General features: G+C 57.9%; 21 protein-coding genes. 11 read left to right on the forward strand and 10 right to left on the reverse strand.

Annotation, left to right across the window (positions count from 1 at the left end; translation table 11 throughout):
• Window positions 1-680 precede the first annotated feature (680 nt).
• Window positions 681-953: a hypothetical protein gene (locus LEPTO7104_RS0115615; protein ID WP_017299515.1), complete on the reverse strand. Its 273-nt coding sequence runs from the start codon at window positions 951-953 to the stop codon at window positions 681-683.
• Between the two features lie 374 nt (window positions 954-1327).
• Between LEPTO7104_RS0115615 and LEPTO7104_RS0115620 the strand changes: the two genes are divergently transcribed.
• Window positions 1328-1978 (forward strand): Uma2 family endonuclease, encoded by a 651-nt coding sequence (locus LEPTO7104_RS0115620; protein ID WP_017299516.1) that lies wholly within the window; start codon window positions 1328-1330, stop codon window positions 1976-1978.
• 189 nt (window positions 1979-2167) lie between these two features.
• On the forward strand, window positions 2168-2557 hold the full coding sequence (locus LEPTO7104_RS0115625; RefSeq protein WP_225886993.1) for a hypothetical protein: 390 nt from the start codon (window positions 2168-2170) through the stop codon (window positions 2555-2557).
• Between the two features lie 37 nt (window positions 2558-2594).
• Here the strand turns inward: LEPTO7104_RS0115625 and LEPTO7104_RS0115630 are convergent, their stop codons facing one another.
• Genes LEPTO7104_RS0115630 through LEPTO7104_RS34070 form a run of 3 tightly spaced genes read right to left on the reverse strand, consistent with a single transcriptional unit; the run spans window position 2595 to window position 5851 of the window.
• Window positions 2595-4517: a glycoside hydrolase family 15 protein gene (locus LEPTO7104_RS0115630; RefSeq protein ID WP_017299518.1), complete on the reverse strand. Its 1923-nt coding sequence runs from the start codon at window positions 4515-4517 to the stop codon at window positions 2595-2597.
• Between the two features lie 41 nt (window positions 4518-4558).
• The gene (locus tag LEPTO7104_RS0115635) at window positions 4559-5467 is read right to left on the reverse strand and encodes an aldo/keto reductase (protein ID WP_017299519.1); all 909 of its coding nucleotides are present in this window, start codon (window positions 5465-5467) and stop codon (window positions 4559-4561) included.
• A gap of 48 nt (window positions 5468-5515) precedes the next feature.
• Window positions 5516-5851 (reverse strand): pentapeptide repeat-containing protein, encoded by a 336-nt coding sequence (locus tag LEPTO7104_RS34070; protein ID WP_017299520.1) that lies wholly within the window; start codon window positions 5849-5851, stop codon window positions 5516-5518.
• Between the two features lie 604 nt (window positions 5852-6455).
• Between LEPTO7104_RS34070 and LEPTO7104_RS0115645 the strand changes: the two genes are divergently transcribed.
• The 8 genes from LEPTO7104_RS0115645 to LEPTO7104_RS0115685 all read left to right on the forward strand — a co-directional run bounded on the left by LEPTO7104_RS0115645 (window position 6456) and on the right by LEPTO7104_RS0115685 (window position 14302).
• Window positions 6456-7415, forward strand: coding sequence for a cytochrome c oxidase subunit II (locus LEPTO7104_RS0115645; protein ID WP_017299521.1), 960 nt, complete (start codon window positions 6456-6458; stop codon window positions 7413-7415).
• A gap of 66 nt (window positions 7416-7481) precedes the next feature.
• Window positions 7482-9134 carry a cbb3-type cytochrome c oxidase subunit I gene (locus LEPTO7104_RS0115650; protein ID WP_017299522.1) on the forward strand — a complete coding sequence of 551 codons (1653 nt, stop codon included), beginning with the start codon at window positions 7482-7484 and terminating at the stop codon, window positions 9132-9134.
• 5 nt (window positions 9135-9139) lie between these two features.
• Window positions 9140-9793: a cytochrome c oxidase subunit 3 gene (locus LEPTO7104_RS0115655; RefSeq protein WP_017299523.1), complete on the forward strand. Its 654-nt coding sequence runs from the start codon at window positions 9140-9142 to the stop codon at window positions 9791-9793.
• A 68-nt stretch (window positions 9794-9861) separates the two neighbouring features.
• Entirely contained in the window at window positions 9862-10200 is a 339-nt protein-coding gene (locus LEPTO7104_RS0115660) for a DMT family protein (protein ID WP_026072761.1), read from the forward strand.
• Between the two features lie 629 nt (window positions 10201-10829).
• Entirely contained in the window at window positions 10830-11303 is a 474-nt protein-coding gene (locus LEPTO7104_RS0115670) for a DoxX family protein (RefSeq protein WP_017299526.1), read from the forward strand.
• An 11-nt stretch (window positions 11304-11314) separates the two neighbouring features.
• Complete coding sequence (locus tag LEPTO7104_RS0115675) at window positions 11315-12283, forward strand: VOC family protein (RefSeq protein ID WP_017299527.1); 969 nt, start codon at window positions 11315-11317, stop codon at window positions 12281-12283.
• A 127-nt stretch (window positions 12284-12410) separates the two neighbouring features.
• On the forward strand, window positions 12411-13370 hold the full coding sequence (locus tag LEPTO7104_RS0115680) for an SMP-30/gluconolactonase/LRE family protein (RefSeq protein ID WP_017299528.1): 960 nt from the start codon (window positions 12411-12413) through the stop codon (window positions 13368-13370).
• A gap of 5 nt (window positions 13371-13375) precedes the next feature.
• Window positions 13376-14302 (forward strand): cation diffusion facilitator family transporter, encoded by a 927-nt coding sequence (locus tag LEPTO7104_RS0115685; protein ID WP_017299529.1) that lies wholly within the window; start codon window positions 13376-13378, stop codon window positions 14300-14302.
• 23 nt (window positions 14303-14325) lie between these two features.
• On the opposite strand, the gene LEPTO7104_RS0115690 is transcribed toward LEPTO7104_RS0115685, so the two are convergent.
• The 3 genes from LEPTO7104_RS0115690 to LEPTO7104_RS0115700 form a co-directional block, all read right to left on the reverse strand.
• Window positions 14326-14697 (reverse strand): HepT-like ribonuclease domain-containing protein, encoded by a 372-nt coding sequence (locus tag LEPTO7104_RS0115690; RefSeq protein ID WP_017299530.1) that lies wholly within the window; start codon window positions 14695-14697, stop codon window positions 14326-14328.
• The gene (locus LEPTO7104_RS0115695) at window positions 14690-15001 is read right to left on the reverse strand and encodes a nucleotidyltransferase family protein (RefSeq protein ID WP_017299531.1); all 312 of its coding nucleotides are present in this window, start codon (window positions 14999-15001) and stop codon (window positions 14690-14692) included. The genes LEPTO7104_RS0115690 and LEPTO7104_RS0115695 overlap by 8 nt, the downstream gene beginning before the upstream one ends.
• Before the next feature lie 218 nt (window positions 15002-15219).
• Window positions 15220-15975, reverse strand: a complete 756-nt coding sequence (locus LEPTO7104_RS0115700; RefSeq protein WP_017299532.1) for a DUF4336 domain-containing protein — start codon at window positions 15973-15975, stop codon at window positions 15220-15222.
• Between the two features lie 367 nt (window positions 15976-16342).
• Here LEPTO7104_RS0115700 and LEPTO7104_RS0115705 point away from each other — a divergent pair, with 367 nt between their 5' ends.
• Window positions 16343-17701, forward strand: coding sequence for an Nramp family divalent metal transporter (locus LEPTO7104_RS0115705; RefSeq protein ID WP_017299533.1), 1359 nt, complete (start codon window positions 16343-16345; stop codon window positions 17699-17701).
• 36 nt (window positions 17702-17737) lie between these two features.
• Here LEPTO7104_RS0115705 and LEPTO7104_RS0115710 read toward each other — a convergent pair whose 3' ends face one another.
• The 3 genes from LEPTO7104_RS0115710 to LEPTO7104_RS0115720 form a co-directional block, all read right to left on the reverse strand.
• Window positions 17738-18079, reverse strand: coding sequence for a DUF5615 family PIN-like protein (locus LEPTO7104_RS0115710; protein WP_017299534.1), 342 nt, complete (start codon window positions 18077-18079; stop codon window positions 17738-17740).
• Between the two features lie 6 nt (window positions 18080-18085).
• On the reverse strand, window positions 18086-18412 hold the full coding sequence (locus LEPTO7104_RS0115715) for a DUF433 domain-containing protein (RefSeq protein ID WP_017299535.1): 327 nt from the start codon (window positions 18410-18412) through the stop codon (window positions 18086-18088).
• Between the two features lie 143 nt (window positions 18413-18555).
• Window positions 18556-19575 (reverse strand): hypothetical protein, encoded by a 1020-nt coding sequence (locus tag LEPTO7104_RS0115720; RefSeq protein WP_017299536.1) that lies wholly within the window; start codon window positions 19573-19575, stop codon window positions 18556-18558.
• Between the last annotated feature and the right edge of the window lie 68 nt (window positions 19576-19643).

Here is a 19643-nt window from a genome sequence, read left to right on the forward strand (position 1 = left end):
TGGTAACATCTGAGTCACACAACAAGCGCACTATCCTTGCGGAATCCGGGGTGTCCATTGAGGGGTTGCCCAGCATACTGTCCAGGCTGCTTGAGGTGACGGTTGAGGGGGGGAGGGCGTCTAATGAATCTACGAAGCAAGCTTGGTGGCTTGAGGTTGGGTTCGGAGTCCTCCCCGCAACGATATCCCTTTAGGATAAATCCAAGGGGCGTACCGCTTATATACAAGGTTGGGTTGACGAAGGAAACCCAACAAGCTCGAAAGGGCCTTACTCTCAAACCATTGTGTCTTGAGGGATGACATCTTAAGCAGTTCCTGAATTATTCTGGCTGAATGGTTGCGCCGTTTCTCTAGATGTTGGGTTTCGCAAACTCAACCCAACCTACCAACTACAATCGGGCTGATCCTGGCGCTTTACCTAGATCAGCTGAGTTGATGGGCCTAGCACTACCAACCCGAGCGCGGTTCCACAGCGCAGCCGAATAGTACGAGGGCTAACCCCACCTGACTCTTTCGGCTGCGGGTGGGGTTTGTTCCAGAGCGCAGCAACGTTGGGCGAATGGTGATGCTTGCCACTTGCGATCGCACCCTAAGCCCTGAAGCGTTTTCAGGAAGCCCAGGGAGAGTCATTGCTAAATATCACTATCAAGCGGCAAACCGTCGCTTGATAGTGAACAGGCTCACTCAATCAGCAAGATCTTGGTCATGATCACCATCCACTGATTGGGTTGGTCGGTTGCCCCCTCTGCGCTGGGCGGCACGGGCATGGGGTCGCTCCAATCGTTGGGGTCGGCGTAGCCGAGGGCATGGAGGATTTTGATGATGCGATCGATGCCCGCCAGGCTGCCGTAGAGCATGTGGCGCACCCGTTCCTGCCGGGGCTGGGGTTTGCTGGGTGCAGACGGCGGAAAATTGGATGCGCCGCTGGCATCGGGTTCGAGATATTCAAACATCGGTTCTGTGTTCCTTTTTTGGTTTGAGGAAGACAGAACGCGAAAACCCTAGCCACCCACGCTTGAAGTGCAAACTGAGGGGGCTAAGGTACGATGAACCTAGCCTCGCAATCTGCTTCGGAGATTTGCGGGGTTAGCTGTCTGTTGGTGGTGCAAACACCTTCAGGCAGCGCCAAAGTTTTCGAGTTCTGCGTAACCACCGCTCTGCTGAACGGCTTAACGATAGAGAATACTGATACAAGCGCTCCCCGTCAACCGTGGAGGATGGCACATGTAAGTATTGTGAGGCAAGACAAGAGGAGGGTTACTTCGCTGTACATCTAGAAAAATTTCAATTTGGTAGACTGAAGGTGTTGATCAGGCTAAGTTGACCTATGGCTCTTGCGATTCCCTCTGGGACGGCACAGCCGAACGCCCAGCTAACACAACAAAAGCCGCTTAGCTTTGACGAGTTCCTTGCCCAGTATGGTGGCGATAACCGCTATGAGTTGATTGATGGAGAGGTGTTCGACTTGGAACCCACAGGTCAGCATGAGGAAGTCTCCGCCTTTGTAACCACAAAAATTTGTGTCCAGATTGAGAGAATAGGTTTACCTTGGTTTGTGCTTCAACGAGGACTATTGCGTCCTTCCAATGCAGGTATGACAGCGTTTCGACCTGATGTTGCAGTTGTGGATCGAGATGAATTGGTTAAAGAACCGTTTTGGTCTGAGCAGTCAATTCTGACTCTAGGTAGTTCGATTAAATTTGTGACAGAAGTTGTGAGTAGTAACTGGCAAAATGATTATGCTCGCAAGGTTGAAGACTATGCAGCTTTAGGCATCTCAGAGTATTGGATTGCTGACTACGCGGGGTTAGGGGGGACTCGACACATTGGGAAGCCCAAACAGCCGACCCTTTCCATTTGTACGCTAGTAGATGGAGAATATGAAATTCATCAGCTTCGAGGCAGTGAGATGATCGTCTCTCCAACTTTTCCAGAGCTGAGACTAACTGCTGAAGAAGTTTTGAGGGCTAATAGGTAACGGAGGCATAACAACCCCAACGCAGCGGACAGCCGAAAGCCGCTGGGGATTAGTTAGAGATGATCTGCTGCTGCTGGTTGGGAACGTTAGGCTACTCCGAACACCATGTTCAGATTCGTCAGATTTACCATTTTTGGTTGCCTGCTGGCGCTGACGGCGTGCAACCCAGGTACCACACCCAAGACTTCGGTGTATGAGGTTACGGGCAGCAGCGCCAAGCGAGTTGCTGAGGTCTCGGCCATTATCACCAAGCACCAGGCACCGCCAACCGCCATTCTCGATGCCTACTTTTTAGAAGAGCAAATTGGGGACGGCATTTTAGGTCCATCGGATTTTCGGACGTTTTACGTTGTCGAGGTTGCGCCCCAGGATGTTGCCCGGTGGACAATGCTGCTCACCCCCCTCGAAGCAACGGCTGAGTACAGCGCCCCGGCCCAGCCCCCCGCCTGGTGGATCGCCCAGGACGCCTTGGGCTCGCTCCAGTTTTACAAACCCGACCTTTTGACCGGCAGCGCCAACGGCTGGGTGGGGGTTGAACCGCAGACCGGGCGCATTTACGTTTTCACGTTTACGATGTGACGATCGCGGGCACCGCCCCAGCCATCTGTTCTGCAACCTATTGCTGCTCGCCCTGACGTTTTTTAGCGCCACCGCCGCCGCGACCGGCGGCATCGGCAGCGGCCCGGTGGTGGGAGTCAACGCTGCCGGTGTGCCCCACGTGGGCCAGCGACACCGCCACATTGATCACGCCCAGGTGGGAAAAGGCCTGGGGAAAGTTGCCCAGGTGCTGGCCGCTGTGGGGGTCGATCTCTTCGGCAAACAGGCCCAGGGGGGTACTGCGATCGAGCATTTGCTCGAACCAGGCGCAGGCCTCGTCGGTGCGGCCCGCCAGAATCAGCGCGTTAATTAGCCAGAAGGTGCAGAGCACAAAGGCTCCTTCCTGGCCGTGCAGCCCCTCCGGCGCTGTGTGGTAGCGGTAGCACAGGCCATTGGTCACCAGCCCGGCGATGGTGGCGTCTACCGTGGAGACCATGCGCGGATCGGTGCCGTCGATAAAGCCCATGGCGGGCAGCAGCAGGTTGGCGGCATCCAGCACCTCGTCTTCGTAGGACTGTTTGAAGGCGCCGAGTTTTTCGCTCCAGCCTTTCTCTAATACCTCGGCACGGATGGCGTCGCGCGCCTCTTGCCACCGGGCCACATCCCCGGCCAGGCTTAGGTTTGAGGCCATATCAACGCCCGCATCCAGGGCCACCCAGGCCATCACCTTGCTGTAGACGAAGTTGCGCTGGCCCCCGCGCACTTCCCAAATGCCGTGGTCGCTGTGGTGCCAGTGGCTGGCCAGCCAGTCCAGCATGGGGCGAATGTCATCCCAGATTTCGGTTGGGTCATACTTGTCGGTTTTCCACGCAAAGTGGAGGGCGCTGAGCACCTCGCCGTAGACATCGAGCTGCACCTGACTCACCGCTTTGTTGCCAATGCGCACCGGGTGAGAGTCGCGGTAGCCCTGGAATTGATCCAGCGTTTTCTCTACCACCTGGCCTTCGGCGGTGATGGGGTAGAGAATGCGGGTGTCGGTGCCCTCTAGCTGGGCGGTGTTGGCCAGCCAGGTAAAGAAGGGGTGGTGGTCGTTAAAGTAGCCCGCCATCAGCAGGGCGTAGAGGGTAAACGAGGCGTCGCGAATCCAAGTGAAGCGGTAGTCCCAGTTGCGATCGCCGCCGATCACCTCGGGTAAGGAGGTAGTGGGTGCCGCCACGATCGCCCCCGTAGGCGAGTAGCTCATTAGCTTGAGCACCATGGCGCTGCGCAGCACCGCCTCGCGGTAGGGGCCGTGGTAGGTGCACTGGTTGGCCCAGTTCTGCCAGAAGGCGATCGCCCCATCCAGCGCTGCCGCTGGGCTGTCGTGGGGCAGGGGGCTGTCTTCCATCTCCAGGGCAAAGCAGAGGCGATCGCCAGGGCGCAGGGTGAACTGGGTGATCAGGGTATGGTCGGCGGTGTTGACCCGCCAGTCGGTGGGGGCCACCACCCTAAAGCCATCAAATTCGGCCACCGGGCCGACAATATCGAAGGCGGGCAACCCCCCATAGCCCGGTCTGGGGGCGCAGGTGCAGACCATCTCCACCGCTCCTTCCACCCCTTCTACCATGCGGATGAGCCGCCCTGGTGCCTGGGGGTAGGAGATCTCCTCGCTGTTCACAATTTCCATGAAGTCCAGCAGAGTGACCGAGCCGGTGGCGCACCGCAGCGTGGTCTCCAGAACATTGGTGTGGTCAATGTAGCGGTGCTCGCTGGTGCAGGGCAGGCTGGGCTGAATGGCCCAAAAGCCGCCCTGGTCTAGATCGAGAATGCGGGCAAACAGCGAGGGCGAGTCGAAGCGGGGCAGGCACAGCCAGTCGATCGAGCCAGCCCGGCTGACCAGGGCCGCCGTGTGGCAGTTGCCAATGATGCCGTAGTCGGCCAGGGGCAAAAAGTCTGGGCGTGATTTTGGCGGTGCCGCTGGGGCGATCGCGGCGGGTTGCCCAGGGGCTTGGGGCGTAGTCATGGGTGCGCGTCAAGAAAGGTACAGTGGAACCGGCCCGCAGCCTAGGCCGCCGGGACCCCCAGCCATTTGGGGTTCATGGCCGTGGCATCGAAAACGTTGCCGGTTTTAAAGGGTTCGTAGCGGCCCGCAGCGGCAGCCGCCGCCGTGCGGGACAGCAGCTGCGCTACGGCCTCCGGGTCCATGGGCTTAAAGGTATCTGCCGCCGCGATCGCCTGGTCCAGAATCTCCAGGCTGTCGATGCCGGTGATCACCACGGAGGTCGGCAGGTTGAGAGCGTAGTGCAGGCACTCAATGGGCGACACCACGCCGCTTTTGAGGATGTGCCCATCGGCCATCGACTTCATGCCCAGCACGCCAATGCCCCGCTCCAGCAGCACCGGCAAAACGTAGTGCTGAAAGCTGCGAAAGTGGGCATCCATCACGTTTAGCGGCATTTGCACCGTATCAAACTCAAAGGCGTGCTGTTTGGCAATTTCCAGCATGCGCAGATGCACCAGCGGGTCTTTGTGGCCGGTGAAGCCCACATAGCGCAGTTTCCCGGCCTGCTGGGCCTCGCGAACGGCCTCGGCGGCCCCCCCCTCGGCAAAAATGCGGTCAGGATCTTCCAGCCGGATGACTTCGTGAAACTGCAACAGGTCCACGTGGTCGGTTTTCAGCCGCCGCAGCGATTCATCGATTTGCTGGGCCGCCAGTTCCTTGGTGCGGCCATCGATTTTGGTCATTAAAAAGACGCGATCGCGGTAGCCCCCTTGCAGCGCCTTGCCCATGCGCATCTCGCTGGCACCCTCGTTGTAGTCCCAGCAGTTGTCCATGAAGGTAATGCCGCGATCGATCGCACTGCGAATAATCTGGATGCTCTCCTGCTCGTCTAATTGTTGACCGATGTGAAAGCCACCGAGACCAATGGCCGAGACGGTTTCTTGGGTATGGCCGAGGGTTCTGTACAGCATAGTGAGCTAAAGCCTAGAAAACTAATTCTCAAGCGGACCAGCTAGAGGTTAGAGGCCGGTCAGATTTGTACCGCCGCTGACCTTAGACCAGTCCAGCTCCGCATCTTTGAGCTGTGCGGTACTCAAATCGACGTCTGTCAGATCAGCGCCGCGCAGGTTGGCGTGGTTCAGGTTCGTTTGATTTAGGGTGGCGTGGGTTAAGTCAGCCTGCCTAAAGCTGGCATTTCTACAGTCTGAATTAGACAGATCTGCCCCTCGCAGGTTGGCGCCCGCAAAGTCTGCACCGCTGAGATTGAGCTGGGTTAAATTTTCGCCCTTGAGGTTGACCTGGCGAAAGTCTCGCTCGCCTGCCTTATACCGATTAACTAAGTCTTGAGCCGTCATTGGATAACTCCATGGGGTTTGCAATAGCCGCCTCCGTTGCCCACTGGGAGCCTGGGAGGACTGAATATTCTGAAATATTTTGATCTGTTTTGCCCTGTTCTGTTCTGGCACCTTGCCCTGATAGATTTACGGTTCAGCCTGAGCCAGACAAATGAGGTAAGTAGCAGATTCTAAGCACAGTCAGGCCGCACAATTTTCGCTGCCGCAGCAGAGAAAGCGTGTGGAATATTTAGAATATTGGCCTGACTCATCCGACGCTATTTTGCGATTCAGGGGTGTGATTTTGAGTGGTGATTTTTTGGTCGGATGCAACCACAATATATATTGCCAGGCCCGTCGAGGCGTCTATCCCAGGGGGCAGAGTCGATGTTCGCCCAAAGTACTATTAAACTTCACTTTTTCTTCCGTTTTTGGGTGTCAGAAAATGCGGGAGATCTGCCCTTTGATTGAAGCGATCGCAGGGTTTCTATCTTTTGACATATGTCTTTATGTCTAGGTTTCTTATATGAATGGGGTTATGGGAATGAGGGAACGGGGGCTTGGGGCCTGGGGATGGGCTGGTGAGGGCAAAATCAGGGCAAATCGTTGAGACAAGTAACTCCCTATGATCACGGTTCTGGAATATATCCTGCTGGCGGCTTTGATTGCGGTAGACCTGATGGTCAGCCGATGGATTGGCATTCAGGCCTACGGCTGGATGCCCGTTGAGGCCACCCAGGAGGCCCAGCGGGTGGATGATCTGTTCAGCTTTTTGGTGGCGGTGGGGGCCTTTATTTTTTTGGGCATTGTCGGGGTGATTGCCTACTCTGTGGTGTTTTTTCGGGCGGCGCCGACGGACTACACCGAAGGGCACCCGGGCCGGGGCAACTGGAAGGTGGAAGTGCTGTGGACGGCGGTGCCGACCCTGCTGGTGCTGTGGATCGCCTTTCAGAGCGCCAATATATACGGGCAGCTCAACATCCTGGGGCTGACGCCGATTGTGGAGCGGCTGAACCCGCTGGAGTCCCCCGCCTACGCCCGGGAGCCAAGCCCCAATCCGGCGGCAGGCCCTAAGCCCGCCCCTCCGCCCCAGCCCGAGGCTCAGCCCACCGTGGTGGTGGCCAAGCAGTGGGAGTGGTCGTTTCGCTACCCCAATGGCGTCACCAGCCGCGAACTCCACTTGCCGGTCAACGCCACTACGCCGCTGCTGCTGAAGTCGCAGGATGTGATTCACGGGTTCTACGTGCCCGCCTTCAGGGCGAAGCAGGATATGTTTCCCGATCGCGACATCACCTTTGCGGTCACCCCCACCCAGGTCGGGCAGTACCGGCTGCAAGATTCGCAGTTTAGCGGCGAGTATTTTGCCCTCATGCTGGCGCCTGTGGTTGTCGAGGAAGAGGCGGCCTACGGCCAGTGGCTAGAAAAAATAGCCCAAAACCCGCCCGATTTGCCCCGGCTAGTGGCCGAGGAGCAGGCCCATCCGCCCCGGCGACTGTTTGACAGCGGCTGGAGGAGAGGGGATGCGATCGCGGCGGCGGCGGACGAGGATGCGATCGCCCTGCGCGACCAGGCTTCGCCCCCCTAGCGCGGCAGCTTAATTCTGGCCCCTCGCCGCTGTTCTCGACTGTTCCCCTGCGTGAGACCCCTAGCTATGACCGACTCTACCCATCCATTGCCCAACGATATTCCCCAGGTGCAGATGCAGGGCTGGGGCCACTACCTGCGCTTCAGCACCGACCACAAGGTGATTGGGGTGCAGTACCTGTTCACCACCTTCCTCTTCTTTTTGATGGCGGGGCTGCTGGCGATGATCATTCGGGCCGAGCTGCTCACCCCCGCCTCCAACGTGGTCGATCGCCCCTTCTACAACGGGCTGTTTACCCTGCACGGCACGATGATGATCTTTCTCTGGGTGATTCCGTCGCTGGTGGGGCTGGCCAACTATCTGGTGCCGCTGATGATTGGGGCCGACGATATGGCCTTTCCGAGGCTGAACGCGATCGCCTTCTGGATTTTGCCCCCCGCCGGGCTGCTGCTGGTCTCCAGCTTTTTTCTGCCCCACGGCAGCGCCCAGGCGGGCTGGTGGTCGTACCCGCCCATCAGCCTCCAGCTGCCCTCGGGGCAGCCGATCAACGGGGAAGTCTTCTGGATTGTCAGCCTGTTTTTGATCGGCGTTTCCTCGATTATGGGCGGGGTCAACTTCATCACCACCATTGTCTGGATGCGCGCCCCCGGCATGACCTTTTTTCGCCTGCCGATCTTTGTCTGGACGGTGCTGAGCGCCCAGCTGTTGCAGCTGTTTTGCCTGCCCGCCCTGACCGGGGCGCTGATTTTGCTGTTCTTCGACCTGGCTTTGGGCACGCACTTCTTTGATCCGCTGGAAAACGGCGACCCGATTATCTACCAGCACCTGTTCTGGTTTTACTCCCACCCCGCCGTCTACGTGATGGCCCTGCCCGCCTTTGGCATTTTTTCAGAAATTATCCCGGCCTTTAGCCGCAGCCCGCTGTTTGGCTATCGGTCGGTGGCGCTGGCCTCCTTTGGCATTGCGGTGGTCAGCGTCACGGTGTGGGTGCACCACATGTTTGCCAGCGCCACCCCCGGCTGGATGCGGCTGCTGTTTATGGCCTCGTCAATGCTGGTGGCGGTGTTTACCGGCATCAAGGTGTTTGCCTGGACGGCCACGGTTTGGAAGAGCAAGCTGCACCTGGAAACCCCCATGCTGTTTGCCCTGGCGGGGGTGGTGATGTTTGTGTTTGCGGGCATTACCGGGGTGATGCTGGCGGCGGTGCCCTTTGATTTGCACGTCAACAACACCTACTTTGTGGTGGGCCACTTCCACTACGTGGTGTACAACACCATCACCATGGCCATTTTTGCGGCGATCTACTACTGGTTTCCCAAAATCACCGGCCACCTGTACAGCGAGGGCTGGGGCAAGCTGCACTTCTGGCTCACCCTGGTTGGGGCCAACCTGGCCTTTTTCCCCATGCACCCCCTGGGGCTCCAGGGCATGGTGCGGCGAATCTCCTCCTACCCACCGGAATACCAGAGCTGGAATGTGGTGGCCAGCCTGGGAGGCTTTTTGCTGGGGGTGTCGGTGCTGCCGTTTATCGCCAACATAATTGTCTCGTGGATGTCGGGCCTGCCCGCCCCCCGCAACCCCTGGCACGCCACGGGCCTGGAGTGGGCCACCACCTCGCCCCCGCCGGAGAAAAACTTTGACGAAACCCCCGTCGTCAGGCGCCCCCCCTACGACTACGGCGACCCCAAAGTGACCGTAACCGAAGGTCAGAACTCGTAACCCCCATGCGACACATCCCCCTTGACGAACGCCCCATTCGCTACGATCGCTGGATCGACCGCCTGCCCCGCTGGCTACAGCGGTTTCTGCCCAAGGGCGGCGGCACCGCCAAAGACCACCACGGCAAGGGCATGTTTGGCGTGACGGTGTTTTTGCTGTCAGAGAGCGTGGTTTTTCTCAGCCTGATTTTTGCCTACAGCGCCCTCAAGGCCACCACCGCCGACTGGCTGCCCGCCGGGGTCAAGGGGCCAGAGGTTTCGACCTTTGTTGTGATCAATACGGTGGTGCTGCTCTCTAGCAGCGCGGTGATTCAGCTGGCCGAGCGGGCCATCAAAAAAGAGAGGCTAACCCGCTTTCGGCTGCTGTGGTCGCTCACGGTGCTGATGGGCAGCTACTTTTTGGTGGGCCAGGCGATCGAGTGGAGCCAGGCCGAGTTTGGCCTGAGAACCAGCATTGGCAGCAGCGCCTTTTACGTGCTGACGGGGTTTCACGGGCTGCACGTGCTGGTGGGGGTGCTGCTACAGCTGACTATGCTGGGGCGATCGCTGATTCCCCACAACTACGACGACGGCCACTTTGGCATCAACGCGACCACGCTGTTCTGGCACTTTGTCGATGCCCTCTGGGTCGTTTTGTTCACCATTATCTACGTTTGGTAGGGGAGCGCGCAGCTGTTTTGGTGTTGCGCAAACTACAGTCAATTCACCATTTCCTATCCTGCCGTTCCATGGTCAAAACAGTCGTTCTTTTGATGATTTCCAATGTCTTTATGACCTTTGCCTGGTACGGTCACCTCAAAAATCTCCAGGCTGCTCCGCTGTGGATTGCGATCGTAGTGAGCTGGTCTATTGCCTTCTTTGAATACTGCTTTCAGGTGCCCGCCAACCGCCTGGGGTTTCACTATCTCAGCCTGCCGCAGCTAAAAGTGCTGCAAGAAATTATCACTATGGTCGTTTTTGCTGGCTTTAGTGTCGCCTATATGAAAGTGCCGATTAGCCGCAACTATGTCTTTGCCGCTGTGCTGCTGGCGGGGGCGGCCTACTTTATCTTTAGCGATCGCTCCTAGACCGCAGAAGGCAAAATTTGGGAGCGCTTGTTTTGACAAAAAGTCCACTGTAGGTTGGTGTTGAGCGAAGCGAAACCCAACATTAGTAACGGGATTGTTGGGTTACGCTTAACGCTAACCCAACCTACAGCAGCTACAGTAGATAGAATCCGGAAGGCAAAATTTAGGAGCGTTTGGTTTTATCCCAAAGAACTTATCCCAAAGAATTGAGGATTGACCAGACAGTAATTTAAAGAAAGATCTATCTCAGGGTTGAAGCGTATTTATGTCTGGGGAATGTTGTGTCCACTTGGCTGTTTGGTCAAGCTGACTTAGAAAAGGCTGGCAGGGCTAGAAATGCGGGTCTTTCAAGCGTAGCAGGGCAGCGCTTCTGAAAATTTTTGGAGCAACGCTGGACAAGCATATTCCGCATAGATCAGACCCGCGATAGTGGCGGTTGAACCCCAATATTGTCACCCTGTTTTCAGGTGATCTGCGTTTTGCGCGGTTTACTCTGATTACTCTAAGATGTGTGAATCTGGCAATTTGTGCGCTTGGCACGCGTTTGACAATACGCGCAGATACGCGCAGGCGCAGATCGTGACTCTATCGCTGCTGGTGAAAGTGCTGCTGGTGAAAATTTTTACCCTATGAGAGATATTGTTTCGCTCATTTACACCGGCTTTCCCGCTGGCGTTGTTGGGATTGTGCTGCTGCTGTTTAGAGTAGGCATCGGAGTGCTGTTTATGCGCCACGGCTATCCGAAGCTGACCCATTTGAAGACCTGGGCCAACTCCCTTAACATGCCGATTTTTCTCTGTTTTTTGTCGGCTCTTTCAATGTTTGCGGGGGGCGCCTGCCTGATTCTAGGATTTCTGACGCCGCTGGCCAGCGTGGCCATTCTGGGCTCTATGGTGGTTGCCGTGGGGCAGCACATTGCCCAGGGCAAACCCTTCATGGCCCGCGATCCCTACCTGATTCCCGACGGACAGTACGAAGGCCCCAGCGGCAAGGGAGAGCCGCCGAGCTGGGAGAAGGCGTTTATGTACTGTCTGATACTGATGGTTTTAGCCGTTCTTGGCCCTGGCTTTGCCTCTTTGGATGCCGTCCTTTTTGCCCCTTAGCTGCGATCGCAATGACTTCTCTGACCCAATCTCCGATTCAAACCCAGCGCATCTGCTCGATTGGCCTGACGGTGACCGACTGCGATCGCGCCCGCGACTTCTACACCCAGGCGCTGGGGTTTCAGGTGGTGGCCGACACCCGCTTTGACGACCCCAGCTACTGCGAACTTCAGGGGGTAGACACCACTCGGATTCGCGTCGTTGCCCTGCGGCTCGGGGATGAGTCGATTCGGCTGATGCAGTATATGGATCTGTCGGGGCAGGCAATTCCCACCGACTCGCAGAGCAACGATCGCTGGTTTCAGCACTTTGCCGTTGTCGTTAGCGATCTCGATCGGGCCTGTGCCCAGGTGCAGCGCTTTCCCATCCAGCCCACCTCCACGGCTCCCCAGACGATTCCCGCCGAAAATCCCAACGCTGGGGGAGTGCGGGCGTTTAAGTTCAAAGACCCTGACGGCCACGATTTGGAACTGATCCATTTTCCGCCCGATAAGGGCCAGGACAAGTGGCATCAGCCGACGGATCGGCTGTTTTTGGGCATTGACCACACGGCGATCGCGGTGGCCGATACCGAGCAAAGCCTGCGCTTTTACCGCGACCTGCTGGGCCTGGATGTCGAGGCCGACGGTGTCAACTGGCGCGAGACTCAGGCGCGACTCGACGGCCTGGAGAATGCCAGGGTGCGGGTGACGGCCCTGCGTCCGGCCCAGGGCGGACTGGGGCTTGAGCTGCTCAACTACCACCAGCCCGGCCCCGGTCGGCCCATCCCCCCCAATTGGGACAGTGCCGACATTGCCCATGTGCAGACGGAGCTAGTGGTGGCGGATCTGGCCCAGGCGATCGATCAGCTGCGGCGGCGGCAGGTGGCGTTTGTCTCTCCGCCGACTCAGGTTTCAGGCATGCAGGTGCCTGGCCAGCAGGGCTGTGTGATCCGCGATCCAAGCAGTCACGCCATCCTGCTGATGCAGGCCCCCCGGTAGGGTGCATTCGCAGCCCTCAAGCCTCTGCCCAACGTCTGAATTTCCCGGCTAGGCTGCAATGCACCGCTCACGGTGCCGAAAATCTCCCCTAGCAAATCCCCTTTACCTGTCCACGTTCTCTATTTCCATGACCTCTGATACGCCCCGCCAACTCCACCTCGCCCAGGCGATCGAAGTCTACGACGATCGCTTCCAGCTACTGCTGCGCTCCGGCGCTGGGCTGCAAAAGCTGGCCGATGGAGCCTTGCACACCGAGGGGCCAGTCTACTTCGCCGAAGATGACAGCGTCGTCTACAGCGATGCCCACGACAATCGCCTGCTGCGCTGGCGTGCCGCAGAGGGGGTAACGGTGCTGCGGGAGCGATCGGATTACCAGAACGGCAGCGGGCAGGATAGCGAGGGCAGGCTGGTGTCTTGCTCGTCGGGCCTGCGGGCGATCGTGCGGCAGGCCGAGCCGGGGCAGTGGAATGACTGGCCGGTGCTGGTGGACCGCTACCGGGGCAGGCGGCTGAACAGCCCCAACGACCTCACTCTCAAGCGAGACGGCACGATCTGGTTTACCGACCCGCCCTACGGCATTACCGAGCCCAACCAGGGCTACGGCGGCGAGCAGGAGCAGCCGGGCAGCTACGTCTACCGCCTTGACCCCGCCACTGGCGAGATCGACGCCGTGATTACCGACATGCTGCGCCCCAACGGCATCGTGTTTAGCCCCGACGAGCGGATTCTGTACGTTTCCGATTCGTCGTCCTTTGATATTCCCGACGGGTTCCACTACGTGCGCGCCTACGACGTGCGGGGCGATCGCCAGGTGGTCAACGGTCGCGTCTTCGCAAATATTGAGCCGGGGCAGCCCGACGGCCTCTGCTGCGATCGCCAGGGCAATCTATTTGTCACCTCCAAAGACAGCATTCAGGTGTACGCCCCCGATGGCACCCGGCTGGGCAAGATCTATGTGCCCGAAACCTGCGCCAACCTCACCTTTGGCGGCCCAGAGCAAAATCGTCTGTTCATTACCGCAGGCCATTCTCTCTATGCCATTGATTTGAACACCCAGGGGGTCAATAGCCCCGACTCACTTGGATAACCACCATGGCATCGGAGTCTGCTCCTGTAACGGTCTACGCCGCGATCGCCTCCAACCTGGCGATCGCCATCACCAAATTCATTGCCGCTAGCTTCAGCGGCAGCTCTGCCATGATTGCCGAGGGCATTCACTCGGTAGTGGATACGGGCAACGAGCTGCTGCTGCTGCTGGGCATTCGGCTCAGCCAGCGCCCCGCCAATGACGCACACCCCTTTGGCCACGGCCAGGAGCTGTACTTTTGGACCCTGATTGTCGCCATTTTGATCTTTGCGATCGGCGGCGGCATGTCGGTCTACGAGGGCGTCACCCACATTCTCCATCCCCATCCGCTAGAGGACCCCACCTGGAGCTACGTGGTGCTGGTCTGCGCCATGGTGTTTGAGGGGGCGTCCTGGGGAGTGGCCCTAAAGGAGTTCTGGCCCGCCATGCAGAAAAAAGGCGTCTGGCAGGCGGTGAAAGCCAGCAAAGACCCCACGGTATTCACCGTTTTGTTTGAGGATACGGCGGCGCTGCTGGGGCTAATAGTGGCGTTTCTGGGCGTATTTCTGGGCCATTTACTTAAAAATCCCTACTTCGACGGCGGCGCATCCGTGGTTATCGGCGCAATTTTGGCGATCGTGGCCGTGATTCTGGCCCGCGAAAGCAAAGGCCTGCTGGTGGGCGAAGGCACCGACCCCGAAACCGCCAAATCTATCCGCTCCTTGGTTCTGGCCGACCCGGCGGTGGATGGGGCGCTGCGGCTATTGACCCTGCACTTTGGCCCCCACGAGGTACTGCTAAATATTGAGATTCAGTTCAGGCCCGATCTATCGGTGGCGGAATTGGCCGAGGCGATCGATCGCCTGGAGGCAAAAATTCGCCACCGTCACCCCGAGATCAGCACCATTTTTGTCGAAGCTAAAGGGCTGTCGGGGCAACAGTCTAGGGTCTAGATTGAGCGTCAATGTAAATTAGCTCAAAAAATAGCGCTGCGAATTTCTTGGATAGCTTGCTTTAAAGGCTCAATCTCTTCAGCACAGATGGCATAGACCTCTTCGGCATCAATATTGAAATAGTCATGGGCAAGCAGGTTTCTGATACCCATTACGCCTGACCAATTGATCTCGGAATGTTGATCAAAGAAATCTTGGCTAACCAGTTTACTGATTCGCTGTATATTTTCGCCAATTGAAATCAGCATCATTGCAATTGCATCTAGCCGGTCTAATCCTGCATCGTCTTGTAGAAAATCAGCAGGGGAACGAATACCCGAAAATCGGCGTTCAATGCGTCTGATGGCTTCTTCTATTTCGAGAAAAAGCTCCAAAAGCAGAGGCCGATCATGCATACAAGGCATCCCGATCGATTCTGGTTTTAAGATATGGATTCATGCCATACCAGTACCGAACTACGTCGACTTTTCTGCCAAAAGTTTCCTCTAGCTCCGCTTTCAGGCAGGCTCGCTTTAACATATCCGGCTGCATATGAACTACGATGTCGAGATCACTATCTTCACCGGCCTGGTCCCTGGCAACGGAGCCAAAAATGCCAATTTGACCGACGGCATATCGTTTTGCCAGATCGGCCTTGAGCGCCCTGAGCTGGGCCAGTACATCGGCTTTATTGATTGCACTCGCTGCTTGTGTTGCCATCGGGATTTTTTGCCTCAGCGATCGGGGCTATATAGCCATAGTCACTTGGTCAGGTCATCCAGAAACCTTGTGAACGCTTGAACGTTCATAGCAGACATGTTTTAACCAGGCTGGCTACGGCTGTAACTACCAGTTTAGCGAGAGTAGTGATCAACGGTCTCACGGTCTTGAATGGCCGTGGTCATAGGTATAGACCGTACTTTTAGCGGCGGCTGACTCTACCGCAGCAGCCAGCGAAAAGCCCGCTTTAGTTCGCCTGTGCCGTCGCGATCGTACCAGCGACCGTGGGCCAGAATCACCTTATCGGGCTGCCAGGCCAGCATTTGCTCAACCCCTACTCGCGCCTGCTGTTTACGTCCCCAAAAGGTCAGCCGCATGTCGATGGGCGCCTTGCCGTCGGGGTCGGCGGCGCCGCTGAGTGCCATAATCCAGGCCCACGGACCGTTCAGCTTATCGCGCTCAAAGTTTTCAATCAGGTCGGTCAGAATCAGGGTGCGGGTGGCCCGGTGAAAAAAGACCACTTCCTCAAAGAAGCGGCTGCCGTGCACGATCAGCTGATCGATTTCGTCGGCCCAGGCGACATCCGGTTGTTCACCCAGGTCGCGATCGAAGCTGACGGGGATGCCCACCGCCGCCGCCCGCTGGCGCACCCCCGGCGAGGCCCACTTGATCGCCGCTGGATAGACTGCTCCCCAGGGGGCGATCGCGGCGTAGTGGAGTTTATTGGGCGAAACCAGGTGCTGAACCCGGCCTAAGCCGTCGATTTCTGCCTTGAGGCCATCGGTCAGCTCAATCGGGGAATGCACGAACAGATCCCCATTCGCCAGCCGAATCACCGTCATCCGGGTCGGGAAGGGGATGTGGGTGCCGTACATCTGCATCTGGACGATTGGTCCATCCACAATCCAGATGTTGTCACCTACGGGTTTGAGGGTGTTGATCGGCTCGTAGAGGCCGACAGCCGCAGTTTCCATAGACAAAAGGAATAGGGTTTTTATGCCTTCTGGCCAGTCCTGGGGGCCGCTATTCTCGTTAGCCTGAGGGCGATACCGATCAGTATACGTAGGTCAGGCCTCATCGCCAAAACCACCGCCACTGAACGCCGCCGAGAGCGCTGACGAGCCTGGAGCGCCAATAACGGCATCTAACAGCAGACCTCAACTAGCTCTGCCTGGGCAGTCATGCTTCAGCGGTTCTGCCGTTAATGCTAGGCGGCAGAGCAGCTGAAGCGCATTTTAGTGCTGAGCGATGGAGCGAGGGGCAACAACACAGCACTGGTTTAGCTATATTGTGAAAGAATTATGAAAGATGAAAGAATTATGAAAAGACCAGGGCTAATGCATGGCTAATTTTGACTCTTCGCGATCGCGGCCCAGCCTGCCCGAGGTGTATCGCAGCATTCCTATCCCCAACGGCAAGCCCTGGCGCAAGCTGCTGGCCTTTGCCGGGCCGGGGTACATGGTGGCGGTGGGCTACATGGACCCCGGCAACTGGGCGACGGATTTAGCTGGCGGGGCTCAGTTTGGCTATACCCTGCTGAGCGTGGTGCTGCTGTCCAACCTGATGGCTGTGCTGCTGCAAGCCCTCTGCGTGCGGCTGGGGGTCGCCACCGGGCGCGATCTGGCCCAGGCCTGCCGCGACTACCTGCCACGGCGGGTGAGTTTTGGTCTGTGGGTGCTGTGCGAAATTGCGATCGCCGCCTGCGATCTGGCCGAGGTGCTGGGCAGCGCGATCGCCCTCCAGCTTCTGTTTCACGTTCCCCTGGCCCTGGGCGTCTGTCTGACTGCGGTGGACGTGCTGCTGATTTTGCTCTTGCAGCACCGCGGTTTTCGCTACCTGGAGGCGATCGTAGTCGCGCTGATCAGCACTATTGCCCTGTGCTTTGGGCTCGAAATTTTGTTCTCGCGGCCCGACTTTGCCCAAGTGGCCCAGGGGTTTGTGCCCCAGACGCAGATCGTCACCCATCCGGGCATGCTCTATATTGCGATCGGCATTTTGGGGGCGACGGTGATGCCCCATAACCTGTACCTGCATTCCGCCATTGTGCAGACCCGTCGCTGGCAGCCCACCGAACCCAAAAAGCGGGAGGCGATTCGGCTGGCCACCTGGGACTCGTCGATCGCGCTGATGCTGGCCCTGTTTATCAATGCCGCCATTTTGATCGTGGCCGCCGCCACCTTTCACACCTCGGGCCACCAGGGCGTGGCCGAAATTCAGGATGCCTACCATCTGCTGTCGCCTCTGCTGGGCAACAGCCTGGCCAGCGTATTGTTTGCGGTGGCGCTGCTGGCCTCGGGGCAAAACTCGACGCTGACGGGCACCCTGGCCGGTCAAATTGTCATGGAGGGCTTTCTGAACCTGCGGCTTAAGCCCTGGCTGCGGCGGCTGCTGACCCGGCTGCTGGCGATTGTTCCAGCCCTGGCCTGCATTCTCTGGTTTGGCGAACAGAGCACTACCGAACTGCTGGTGCTGAGCCAGGTGGTGCTGAGCATTCAGCTCTCCTTTGCCGTGATCCCGCTGGTGATGTTTACCAGCGATCGCCGCATCATGGGCCGCCTGGTCAACCCCCGCTGGCTGACTCGGTTGGCCTGGGCAGCCGCGATCGTAATCGTGGTGTTGAATGTCTGGCTGCTGGGGCAAACCTTTTTTGAAGTGACCCGCCAGGTTGCCACAGCGGCGCTGGGGTTACAAGCAGGCTAGTTACCCCAAAGGATTGACTATGAACGCAGAAGCCCGCTAGAGATTCGGGCGATTGACTCGAATTAACTGGCCTGCCAGGCTGCCCGCCGCCAGAATAGCCGCATCTATCCGACTGGCTAACCGCTGACGATCCAGATCCTCTGTGCAGACAATGATGCCAGCATGATCAGGGCTTTGCCTATGGAGCCGAATAAAGTCAGCTCGGTTGACGGTCAAGACAGCCCTACTTTGGCTGGTGGCAAAGGCTAACACTTGCTCATCAGGGATACGCTGGTTGGCTTGCCCAGCCGCTTGAACCGTTAAAACATCATGGTTTAGGTCTTGCAGCAGATGGCTTACTTTTCTGGGAAACCCCTCATCGGCATAGAGTCGAGCCATGTTTGATTAAGCCGCTGCTTGTCGCTGAATGGCCCCCTCAATCTCCTCAGGATTTGCGCTGGCGTAAAGCCAGGCGTTGGCTAAATCGGCAGCGGTCAAATCAGGATAGTCTTCTAGCAAATACGTTTCTGTCGCTCCCTGCCGCCGCAAGCTCACGAGTAACCATACGGGGATGCGAGTTTGACGAATGCAGGCATCGCCCCCCATCACGTTAGGTGTTTTTTCGATGCCTACCCAGGTACCGCTAAGACTGGCCACTAGCATCTGAATCGCCTGGGCCTTTTCCTGGGAAGACAAGGCCATCAGCTGGGATTGGAGCTGCTCAAGAGTCATCGCTAAATTTGCTCCCCTCTATTGAGACGAGTACTCACGCTATTAACTATAGCGATGGCCAGTGCTGGTAGGGTAATGGCCCTGGCCTTAGAGAAAACCTGCGGCGGCTCGAACCCCGGTACAGAAACCCGGTTTCTCCTCGCTTAGTCGCCTTGCTCAACCACATCATCGGCGAATTCAGGCTCCCTCCCCCGGGGCAGCACGTTGAACCGCTGACGTACATCCACCAGCGGGTCGGCGAAGTAATCCCACGGATTCATATCCGTCAGCAGATCGGTATTGACGTGGGTGCCGTGCTCTATGCCCGCAAAGATGTACTCAGGGTCCAGCAGGTTCTTTTCGCCCGGAATGTAGGGTGATGTGCCAATGCCCAGCTCAAACTCGGCCATTACAAACATCAGAACGTCGAAAGGATCGAGCTTTTCAAAGCCAGCCTGAAAGCCGACCACGCCCCCTTCTTCCTTTGCGGTTGTCCCGTAGCCGCCCAGGACGTGGCAGCAGTCGTGGAGCATAGCTGGCGGGGGTGGTCCACCTACCTCGCCGGGGAAGTTAAAGCCATTGCGAAGAATAAAGTCGGCATAGGCCCGGCCAAAACTGCCTTCTGGGTACTCTGCTAGAGCCCGGTAGCGGCTGGCCATGGCCTTGTCTTCTTGGCCAAGCAAGACTTTTGCTATGGCCAATGCGCCGGGGAGACCTTCCTGGCGCAGGGTAGTTTTAACGGCTGCCCCCAGGAAGCTGCGGCGGGCAATATCGAGCCGCAGCAGCATGAGCCGTTTTCCCATGGTTCTGCGGTAGGTGGCCACGGGGGCATCGTCTACGCCAAAAGCCCGAGCCGTATCGCTGAGCAGCCTGAGGTGATCGGCGGAGGGGTCGCCATCGAACATTGCGATCAGCGTCATGCCGCGCAAAATTCGCTCCCGCCATTGGGGATCGCTGTCAATGGCGATTAGCCGCCGGGCCAGCTCCTGGGGCGGCAGGGGCTCCAGACTCTCCAGGTCGAGATCGATGTGGAGCAGGTGATCGCGCACGCCGGTCATGGCGGCCATCGTCTTGGCGGAGGGAGTTCCGTGCAGGCTTGCCATGGCCTTCAGGCCAGCCAGCCCGACCCGGCCAAGGGCCTCCCGCTCCGCATCGGGAAGGTTGATTTGTAGTCTGGAAACCATAGTAGAAACCCAAACGCTCTATCTGTCTACAGGCTAAACTAAACCGTTTAGTATAGCAAGTCCGGAGG

It is taken from the genome of Nodosilinea nodulosa PCC 7104 (genome assembly GCF_000309385.1).
GTDB classification, from domain to species: Bacteria; Cyanobacteriota; Cyanobacteriia; order Phormidesmidales; family Phormidesmidaceae; genus Nodosilinea; species Nodosilinea nodulosa.

What these genes read in the sequence shown, in the direction of transcription:
- LEPTO7104_RS0115615 (WP_017299515.1), bottom strand. Translation starts at nt 953, where the DNA reads ATGTTTGAATATCTCGAACCCGATGCCAGCGGCGCATCCAATTTTCCG.
- LEPTO7104_RS0115620 (WP_017299516.1), top strand. Translation starts at nt 1,328, where the DNA reads ATGGCTCTTGCGATTCCCTCTGGGACGGCACAGCCGAACGCCCAGCTA.
- LEPTO7104_RS0115630 (WP_017299518.1), bottom strand. Translation starts at nt 4,517, where the DNA reads ATGACTACGCCCCAAGCCCCTGGGCAACCCGCCGCGATCGCCCCAGCG.
- LEPTO7104_RS0115635 (WP_017299519.1), bottom strand. Translation starts at nt 5,467, where the DNA reads ATGCTGTACAGAACCCTCGGCCATACCCAAGAAACCGTCTCGGCCATT.
- LEPTO7104_RS34070 (WP_017299520.1), bottom strand. Translation starts at nt 5,851, where the DNA reads ATGACGGCTCAAGACTTAGTTAATCGGTATAAGGCAGGCGAGCGAGAC.
- LEPTO7104_RS0115645 (WP_017299521.1), top strand. Translation starts at nt 6,456, where the DNA reads ATGATCACGGTTCTGGAATATATCCTGCTGGCGGCTTTGATTGCGGTA.
- LEPTO7104_RS0115650 (WP_017299522.1), top strand. Translation starts at nt 7,482, where the DNA reads ATGACCGACTCTACCCATCCATTGCCCAACGATATTCCCCAGGTGCAG.
- LEPTO7104_RS0115655 (WP_017299523.1), top strand. Translation starts at nt 9,140, where the DNA reads ATGCGACACATCCCCCTTGACGAACGCCCCATTCGCTACGATCGCTGG.
- LEPTO7104_RS0115660 (WP_026072761.1), top strand. Translation starts at nt 9,862, where the DNA reads ATGGTCAAAACAGTCGTTCTTTTGATGATTTCCAATGTCTTTATGACC.
- LEPTO7104_RS0115670 (WP_017299526.1), top strand. Translation starts at nt 10,830, where the DNA reads ATGAGAGATATTGTTTCGCTCATTTACACCGGCTTTCCCGCTGGCGTT.
- LEPTO7104_RS0115675 (WP_017299527.1), top strand. Translation starts at nt 11,315, where the DNA reads ATGACTTCTCTGACCCAATCTCCGATTCAAACCCAGCGCATCTGCTCG.
- LEPTO7104_RS0115680 (WP_017299528.1), top strand. Translation starts at nt 12,411, where the DNA reads ATGACCTCTGATACGCCCCGCCAACTCCACCTCGCCCAGGCGATCGAA.
- LEPTO7104_RS0115685 (WP_017299529.1), top strand. Translation starts at nt 13,376, where the DNA reads ATGGCATCGGAGTCTGCTCCTGTAACGGTCTACGCCGCGATCGCCTCC.
- LEPTO7104_RS0115690 (WP_017299530.1), bottom strand. Translation starts at nt 14,697, where the DNA reads ATGCATGATCGGCCTCTGCTTTTGGAGCTTTTTCTCGAAATAGAAGAA.
- LEPTO7104_RS0115695 (WP_017299531.1), bottom strand. Translation starts at nt 15,001, where the DNA reads ATGGCAACACAAGCAGCGAGTGCAATCAATAAAGCCGATGTACTGGCC.
- LEPTO7104_RS0115700 (WP_017299532.1), bottom strand. Translation starts at nt 15,975, where the DNA reads ATGGAAACTGCGGCTGTCGGCCTCTACGAGCCGATCAACACCCTCAAA.
- LEPTO7104_RS0115705 (WP_017299533.1), top strand. Translation starts at nt 16,343, where the DNA reads ATGGCTAATTTTGACTCTTCGCGATCGCGGCCCAGCCTGCCCGAGGTG.
- LEPTO7104_RS0115710 (WP_017299534.1), bottom strand. Translation starts at nt 18,079, where the DNA reads ATGGCTCGACTCTATGCCGATGAGGGGTTTCCCAGAAAAGTAAGCCAT.
- LEPTO7104_RS0115715 (WP_017299535.1), bottom strand. Translation starts at nt 18,412, where the DNA reads ATGACTCTTGAGCAGCTCCAATCCCAGCTGATGGCCTTGTCTTCCCAG.
- LEPTO7104_RS0115720 (WP_017299536.1), bottom strand. Translation starts at nt 19,575, where the DNA reads ATGGTTTCCAGACTACAAATCAACCTTCCCGATGCGGAGCGGGAGGCC.